The organism is Pseudoalteromonas sp. MelDa3 (genome assembly GCF_002863625.1).
Taxonomy (GTDB): domain Bacteria; phylum Pseudomonadota; class Gammaproteobacteria; order Enterobacterales; family Alteromonadaceae; genus Pseudoalteromonas; species Pseudoalteromonas arctica.
The window spans coordinates 1-6,617 of sequence record NZ_PJBR01000127.1 but is presented as its reverse complement, the minus strand read 5'-3'; the positions used below and the strand labels follow the sequence as shown (position 1 = coordinate 6,617).

Annotated in this window: 5 protein-coding genes and 6 tRNA genes; 1 reads left to right on the top strand and 10 read right to left on the bottom strand. The window is 39.2% G+C overall.

The features are described 5' to 3' along the window. The 10 genes from CXF89_RS17680 to CXF89_RS17635 form a co-directional block, all read right to left on the bottom strand. Nucleotides 1-69, bottom strand: a tRNA-Gly gene (locus tag CXF89_RS17680). Between the two features lie 51 nt (nucleotides 70-120). Further along, nucleotides 121-207, bottom strand: a tRNA-Leu gene (locus CXF89_RS17675). Between the two features lie 39 nt (nucleotides 208-246). Then, nucleotides 247-322 (bottom strand) — tRNA-Gly (locus tag CXF89_RS17670). A 64-nt stretch (nucleotides 323-386) separates the two neighbouring features. After that, nucleotides 387-473 (bottom strand) — tRNA-Leu (locus CXF89_RS17665). 37 nt (nucleotides 474-510) lie between these two features. Then, nucleotides 511-584 (bottom strand) — tRNA-Cys (locus tag CXF89_RS17660). Nucleotides 585-616: 32 nt separating this feature from the next. Continuing rightward, nucleotides 617-692, bottom strand: a tRNA-Gly gene (locus tag CXF89_RS17655). A 212-nt stretch (nucleotides 693-904) separates the two neighbouring features. After that, complete coding sequence (pgsA, locus tag CXF89_RS17650; protein WP_033036948.1) at nucleotides 905-1,450, bottom strand: CDP-diacylglycerol--glycerol-3-phosphate 3-phosphatidyltransferase; 546 nt, start codon at nucleotides 1,448-1,450, stop codon at nucleotides 905-907. A gap of 42 nt (nucleotides 1,451-1,492) precedes the next feature. Then, the gene (gene uvrC / locus CXF89_RS17645; protein WP_021032122.1) at nucleotides 1,493-3,316 is read right to left on the bottom strand and encodes an excinuclease ABC subunit UvrC; all 1,824 of its coding nucleotides are present in this window, start codon (nucleotides 3,314-3,316) and stop codon (nucleotides 1,493-1,495) included. A 9-nt stretch (nucleotides 3,317-3,325) separates the two neighbouring features. After that, nucleotides 3,326-3,976, bottom strand: a complete 651-nt coding sequence (uvrY, locus tag CXF89_RS17640; RefSeq protein ID WP_002963136.1) for a UvrY/SirA/GacA family response regulator transcription factor — start codon at nucleotides 3,974-3,976, stop codon at nucleotides 3,326-3,328. A gap of 108 nt (nucleotides 3,977-4,084) precedes the next feature. Continuing rightward, on the bottom strand, nucleotides 4,085-5,236 hold the full coding sequence (locus tag CXF89_RS17635) for a dicarboxylate/amino acid:cation symporter (RefSeq protein WP_007587010.1): 1,152 nt from the start codon (nucleotides 5,234-5,236) through the stop codon (nucleotides 4,085-4,087). 362 nt (nucleotides 5,237-5,598) lie between these two features. Here CXF89_RS17635 and cysK point away from each other — a divergent pair, with 362 nt between their 5' ends. After that, nucleotides 5,599-6,567, top strand: coding sequence for a cysteine synthase A (gene cysK / locus CXF89_RS17630; RefSeq protein ID WP_024608071.1), 969 nt, complete (start codon nucleotides 5,599-5,601; stop codon nucleotides 6,565-6,567). Nucleotides 6,568-6,617: the final 50 nt, after the last annotated feature.

The following is a 6,617-nucleotide window of genomic DNA, read 5'->3' as shown; positions in this document are numbered from 1 at the left end:
CGGTACACGAGGCTCGAACTCGTGACCTCGACCTTGGCAAGGTCGCGCTCTACCAACTGAGCTAGTACCGCAAAATACTGTTTTATTAACTTTAAATTATCTTGGTAAAATAATTTAAAGTGGTGCCCGAGGCCGGACTTGAACCGGCACGACTTGTTAGTCGAGGGATTTTAAATCCCTTGTGTCTACCAATTCCACCACTCGGGCATCGAGTTTGCTATTAAAAGCAAGTGGATAAAACTAATATGGAGCGGTACACGAGGCTCGAACTCGTGACCTCGACCTTGGCAAGGTCGCGCTCTACCAACTGAGCTAGTACCGCATCATATTAATTCTAAATTAATCATTTTATAAATTACACTTGGTAATGCAATTAAACCACATAGTGGTGCCCGAGGCCGGACTTGAACCGGCACGACTTGTTAGTCGAGGGATTTTAAATCCCTTGTGTCTACCAATTCCACCACTCGGGCATCGAGTTTGCTAATTAAAGCGTGTGGAGTGTTGAAATGGAGGCGGAACCCGGAGTCGAACCGAGGTAAACGGATTTGCAATCCGGTGCATGGCCACTCTGCCATTCCGCCCCAACATTGGGGTAATAACCTTAAGATAAACTTGGAGCGGTACACGAGGCTCGAACTCGTGACCTCGACCTTGGCAAGGTCGCGCTCTACCAACTGAGCTAGTACCGCATTTTATTTATCAGTTATTTGAATTAACACATGATGATTTATGTGAACATTCAGGTAACTGATTAATTACCGTTTTGTTTATCTCGGGGGCTATGCCCTCTCAACACGGACGCATTCTACAGAGATTATTAAACGCGTCAATACAAAAAATGCTAGTTTTGAACTGTTTGCTTGTTTTTTATCTAAAACGGTGCGTTATTATACATTTAGAGTTAATTTTTAGTCAATTCACCCCATGCTGCACGTAAATATTGCATCATAGAACTCAAGGTTAAAAAGGTCGCAATGTACAGTAATCCAAAACTTAAATAGTTCATCCACGTATCATATTGCCAAATCAAACCGATAATGGCTAACATTTGTGCAGCCGTCTTTATTTTACCCATGTTTGAAACAGCCACGTTACCGCGCTTGCCCTGCTCTGCCATCCATTCGCGAAGTGCAGATATAATAATTTCACGGCTTATAATAATAAGAGCAGGTATTGTCATATACATAGTTTGATACTGATCGGCTAATGCAACAAGAGCAGCACATACCATTACTTTATCAGCAACAGGATCTAGAAAAGCACCAAAAGGAGTTGATTGCTCAAGCTTTCTTGCTAAATAACCGTCTAGTATATCGGTAATCGATGCAAGCCAAAAAATAAAGGCGGCAGCAAAAAATGCCCAGCTATAAGGCAAATAAAATATCACCAAAAAAACGGGGATAAGAAAAAGTCTAAATGTTGTAAGTGTGTTTGGAATATTCCACATAACTACTTGGATATGTCTTTTTGGCTATATTCGCATGAAGGGCTAGCCCTTGTCATGCAAATGGTTAAATATCTTCTCAGCCATGTCAGGGCTGATCCCAGGAACTTTCTTTAACTGTTCTATATTAGCAGCTTTTACACCTTGCATGCCCCCTAAATATTTTAATAATGTTTGGCGACGCTTAGAACCTACTCCATTTATTTCTTCTAATAGTGATTGTGTTCGTTGTTTTTGTCGTTTATTACGATGCCCAGCAATTGCAAAACGGTGAGACTCATCACGTATATGCTGAATCAAATGAAGCGCAGGTGCATCTGAATCCATCGGAATAGTTTTGCGTCCACCGTCAATCAATAATGTTTCAAGACCGGGTTTGCGACTCGTTCCTTTTGCAACACCGACTAATAAAGGCATTTTTGTGTGCGGCCAATTAGAAAAATACTGCTCAGCGCGTCCTAACTGCCCCTTACCGCCATCAATAAAGATAACGTCTGGAATTTTGTCTTCGTCTACTAACTTGTTATAGCGTTTATTAAGTGCAAATTCCATTGCAGCATAATCATCGCCACCTGTAATACCTGTTACGTTGTAGCGCCTATATTCTTTTGTATTTGGGCCTTGTGAGTCAAATACAACACAACTTGCAACGGTGTTCTCCCCCATGGTGTGGCTTATATCAAAACACTCCATTCGGGTAATATCGTCAAGTCGCAGTGTTGCTTTTAATTGTGCATAACGTTTATTAATAGAGTCTTGGGTACTTTGTTTAACCGCAATACTGTTTAATGCATTTTTATTGGCCAGTTGTAAGTATTGCGCACGCTCACCACGAGTAACCACTTTAAGGATTACTTTGCGCTCACTTATTTGTGTAAGCGCTTCGCCGAGTGCCCCGCTCTCTTCTATTTCAAACGGTAATATGATTTCTTTTGCAATACGCCCTGTTGCTCCTGGCGCTAAATAGTACTGTCCTAAAAATGAAGTCAATATTTCTTGCTCACTCGAATCTTTAGGTACTTTTGGAAAATAGGTTTTACTACCCAGTACTTTATGATCGCGGATCATTAATAAATGAATGCCGTTTAACCCGTTTAAATGCGCAAAACCGACAACATCCATTTCTGCAAAGTTACCAGAAATAGACTGTTGCTCCTGCATTTTACGAAGTAGCATTATTTGGTCGCGAACTTTTGCCGCTAATTCAAAGTTTAATTGCAGGCTGGCTGCTTCCATTTTTTTTATTAAATCAGCAATAACTTCGTGAGATTTACCCGTTAAAAATTTACGAACATAGTCAACTTGCTCACTGTAATCATCATCAGTTACTTTATTTACACATGGAGCTGAGCAACGTTTAAGTTGATATTGCAGACACGGGCGACTTCTTGCGCGGTAATAAGCATCTTCACATTGACGAACAGGAAATATTTTTTGCATTAAGCGCAAGCTTTCAGATACCGCTCCTGCGCTTGGGAAAGGCCCAAAGTACTCACCTTTAATTTTACGACTGCCACGATGAAATGCTAAACGAGGGTGTTTATGGCTAGTTAGTAAAATATAGGGGTACGACTTATCGTCGCGTAATAATATGTTGTACCGAGGCTGATATTTTTTTATTAGATTATTTTCAAGCAGCAGCGCTTCGGTTTCAGTATTGGTGAGGGTGACTTCAATGTTACAAATATTACTCACTAAAACGCGTGTTTTGCTATCGGTAATGTTACTTCTAAAGTAACTGCTCACACGCTTTTTTAGATGCTTTGCTTTACCAACATAAATAACTTGGTTGTCACTATCAAGCATGCGGTATACGCCCGGCTCACTTGATAGCGTTTTGAGAAAATGTACGTGATCGAATTCAGACATAAATTATAGTTAGTACGAAACGTCTATATCAATCATTTTATGACGAATAGCTAAATGGGTAAGCTCAACATCACCACCTACATTTAACTTTTCAAACATACGGTAACGATAGCTATTTACTGTTTTAGAGCTTAGATTTAAGCGTTCAGCTATATTTTGTGCTTTTTCACCTTTGGTGATCATAAGCATAATTTGCAGTTCGCGCTCAGATAAACTCTGAAAAGGGTTTTCATCTGTGCGGCCTGTCACTTGTGCAAGCGCTATCTGCTGTGCAATTTCAGGTGCAATGTAACGCTGACCAGCATGAACACAACGAATGGCACGAACCATTTCGTCAGAGCCTGCACCTTTAGTTAAAAAGCCATGTGCACCAATTTGCATTACCTTGCTCGGAAACGGGTCTTCACAATTAACAGTAAGCACAATAATTTTTACATCTGGGCAGTAACGACAAATCTTTTTAGTCGCTTCTAATCCGCCCATGCCTGGCATATTCATATCCATTAATACTATGTTTGGCGCATGCTGACGACAAAACTGTACAGCCTCTTCGCCAGTTTTAGCTTCGCCAATTACTTTAAACCCTCGTACGTCATCAAGAATACGCTTGATTCCTGTTCGTACAAGTTCATGGTCATCAACTAAAAGTACATTAATCAATGGAACATCCTCACTTACCTAACAACATGCAATTTAATTAAATTAATTTGCCACAGTAACATACATAAAGCGAAACAATAATTAATATTATTGCCTCGCTCTAATAGTTTAAGATGACGATTTTTCGCTAAATCTGTCAACCCATAACGCAATGATACCATCACCCGTTACATTACACGCAGTACCAAAGCTATCTTGTGCTAAATAAAGTGCAATCATTAATGCAACAGCACCTTCATTAAACCCAAGCATACTTGTTAATAAACCAAGCGCCGACATGACTGCACCACCTGGAGCACCCGGTGCTGCGATCATTACTACACCTAACATCATAATAAACGGTAGCATACCCATTAATGAAGGAACTTCCATGCTTGGCGATAAAAACATAACAGCCATTGCACAGGTTACTATAGTGATAGTTGAGCCAGATAAGTGAATAGTCGCGCAAAGTGGCACTGTAAAGTTAGCTACATCTTCTTTAACGTTATTTGCTTTACTTGATTGAAGCGATACTGGAATCGTTGCTGCACTTGACATAGTACCTAACGCTGTAAAGTAAGCTGGTAGCATATTTTTAACTAATTCGATTGGATTACGTTTTAACAATATACCTGTCGCTATATATAAAACGCTTAACCATAACCAATGCATAACAAGCGCTGCAATTAGTACTACACCAAATGTTTGCAACGTATCTACCACAGTGCCTGCCACCGTCATTTCGGCAAATACGCCAGCAATGTAAAATGGTAAAGCTGGAATAATTACTTTCGATAATAACCCGTCCACTACATCACGACCCTGATCAGACACCTTTTTAAGCGTATCAAGTTCTAGTTGGCTCATGCCTATACCAAATACAAAAGCAGTCACTAATGCGGTCATTACACCCATCAGAGGTGGAATTTCTAAATCAATAAAACTACCTATTTCAGTAGCAACTTCTGCTTCAAATGTAATGCCACCACTTAAAAAAGGTATAACAGCACTTACTAATAAAAATGCAAGCGTACCTGCAATAATGGTAGAGCTGTAAGCAAACCCTACTGTTTTACCAAGTAAGTGACCAGACCCTTTTGGTAGGCCAGCAATACCCGATGCAATAAAAAATAAAATGATAAGAGGGATGGTAAAGGAGATAATTTGACCAATCAGCTCTTTTACTGTAAATAAAAGTTCAACACCAGTTATAGGTACATATAGTCCGACTAAGATACCGGCCACAATACCGGCAATTAATTTTAAGATTAACTTCATTGTGATTGCTTAATTGAATTTAGATACGTGTTTTTATCATGTTTTAGACGCATTGTGTGATAAAACTATTCAAGTTACATTCATGTGCGCAAATAACGAACAAATACAGCTTAATCTAGAGCTCTTTTGAACATTTTTTGACTAAACGAGTTTTTACTCTTTAAATCTCAAATTAAGCCCGCACCTACAATAACTAAAGCACCGTTAATAATTGATTTTTATTTCGACTGGTTATAAGCCCAATAAATATATGTTATAGCCAAACTTTACTTTAGTTTTTTTAAACTCACAGTAAAGTGTGTATGTATAGTTAGTAGCAAATGCTATTAGCACGTTGATCAGATTGTATCCAAAGGAACATTATGTCTACTATTTTTGAAGATAACTCACTAACTATTGGTAATACGCCGCTAGTAAAACTTAACCGTGTTACGGGTGGGAATGTATACGCTAAAGTTGAATCTCGTAATCCAAGCTTTAGTATCAAATGCCGTATTGGTGCATCAATGATTTGGGAAGCTGAAAAGTCAGGTCAGCTTGTTGAAGGTAAAGAACTTATAGAGCCAACATCAGGTAACACTGGTATTGCACTTGCATTTGTTGCAGCTGCACGTGGTTACAAGTTAACGCTTACTATGCCAAACACCATGAGCCTAGAACGTCGCAAGCTATTAAAAGCATTAGGTGCAAATCTAGTACTTACCGACGGTGCTAAAGGTATGAATGGCGCAATTGAAAAAGCAAAAGAAATTCAAGCAACAGCACCTGATAAGTATATTTTATTACAACAATTCGAAAACCCTGCAAATCCTAAAATTCACTTTGAAACAACAGGCCCAGAAATTTACGATGCACTTGACGGCAAAGTAGACTTTTTTGTAGCAGGTGTAGGTACTGGTGGTACTATTACAGGTGTTAGCCGCTACCTTAAAACAGAAAAAGGTTTAAACGTTAAGTCTATTGCTGTTGAGCCAACTAACTCTCCTGTTATTAGCCAAACGCTTGCCGGTGAAGAAATTAAACCTGGCCCTCATAAAATCCAAGGTATTGGTGCAGGCTTTATCCCTGGCAACTTAGATATGGACTTAATTGATGGTGCCGAGCTTGTATCTAACGAAGACGCAATTGCAATGGCGCATCAGTTAATGAAAAAAGAAGGTATTTTAGTCGGTATTTCGTCAGGTGCTGCGGTTGTTGCAGCTAAGCGAATTGCTGAAAAACCTGAAAACGCAGATAAAAATATTGTTGTTATCCTACCGAGTGCAACTGAGCGTTACTTATCAAGCCCAATGTTTGATGAAGAGTTTAGTGAACAAGAGCTAGTACAATAAGTAATTTTAAGATTTTTAAAAGGGTGCTTTAGGCATCCTTTTTTATTATT

Excerpts from the sequence above, each read along its gene's own strand:
- CXF89_RS17635 (WP_007587010.1), bottom strand. The coding sequence starts at position 5,236 with ATGAAGTTAATCTTAAAATTAATTGCCGGTATTGTGGCCGGTATCTTA.
- uvrC (WP_021032122.1), bottom strand. The coding sequence starts at position 3,316 with ATGTCTGAATTCGATCACGTACATTTTCTCAAAACGCTATCAAGTGAG.
- cysK (WP_024608071.1), top strand. The coding sequence starts at position 5,599 with ATGTCTACTATTTTTGAAGATAACTCACTAACTATTGGTAATACGCCG.
- pgsA (WP_033036948.1), bottom strand. The coding sequence starts at position 1,450 with ATGTGGAATATTCCAAACACACTTACAACATTTAGACTTTTTCTTATC.